Raw genomic sequence first — 842 nt, forward strand, 5'->3', positions numbered from 1 at the left:
ACAGAAAGATTCCAAGAAAAACTTCACGGCCTTTCCCCGATAGAATATCGGGAAAAGGCCGTGGCATAATACTCTTTTTATTACTGTCTACTTGACAGGGAGATGACCATTCCTCGCTCTTTTTTTATTTGTCATAAACAATATATGATGAAATTTAAGCGATTCTAAATACAGTAAGGCGGATATTAGTATTTCCTGTCGCAGGGATTGTAATCTCATTAAGAGTAGATTGGACAGAAATTCTTGCACCAGCTGCTAATGTTTCGATTGTAGTAAATGAAAGTGAGTCGCCTATTAAATTTGAAGAGAAATTATCAGTTGCGACTGCTCCATTAATTGAAATGCCTACTCCGAGTGGAGCGCATCCTGGCGCAGTTGTAGAAATGGATACGCTAATTACATAAATACCACCGTTAATAACAGTAACTGTATCTGTGCCGTTGAAGATAATATTGTTTACGTTAATTGCAGTACTAAAAATAAAGTTATTAAATTGCAGTACTGTTTGCTGAATATTGTTTGTTACAACAATTGTTGCTATAGGGAAGCTAGGTCCAGTTGGCCCAGTAGGTCCGGTAGGTCCACCAGAAGGTCCAGTAGGTCCAGTAACTCCTATGCCAGTAGCGCCGGTAGCACCCGTTGGTCCTTGAATGCCTTGAGGTCCGGTAGCGCCCGTGTTACCTCGAGGCCCAGTGGCGCCGGTAGCACCAGTAGCACCCGTGTTACCTTGAACGCCTTGAGGTCCAGTAGCGCCGGTAGCACCAGTAGCACCCGTGTAACCTTGAACGCCTTGAGGTCCAGTAGCACCGGTAGCACCCGTGTTACCTTGAACAACCTGAGGT

2 protein-coding genes are annotated in these 842 nt (G+C 44.3%); one reads left to right on the forward strand and one right to left on the reverse strand.

All coding sequences use genetic code 11. From position 1 onward, the window contains the following. Nucleotides 1-69, forward strand: a 69-nt coding sequence (locus tag MR168_RS33835) for an IS3 family transposase (RefSeq protein WP_325782447.1), incomplete at its 5' end; no start/stop codon positions are given. Nucleotides 70-154: 85 nt separating this feature from the next. On the opposite strand, the gene MR168_RS33015 is transcribed toward MR168_RS33835, so the two are convergent. Further along, nucleotides 155-842 (reverse strand): Gly-Xaa-Xaa repeat protein (locus tag MR168_RS33015; protein ID WP_242291767.1); only part of this gene is annotated, 688 nt, incomplete at its 5' end.

Source organism: Bacillus cereus group sp. BfR-BA-01356 (assembly GCF_022663635.1).
Classification (GTDB): domain Bacteria; phylum Bacillota; class Bacilli; order Bacillales; family Bacillaceae_G; genus Bacillus_A; species Bacillus_A cereus.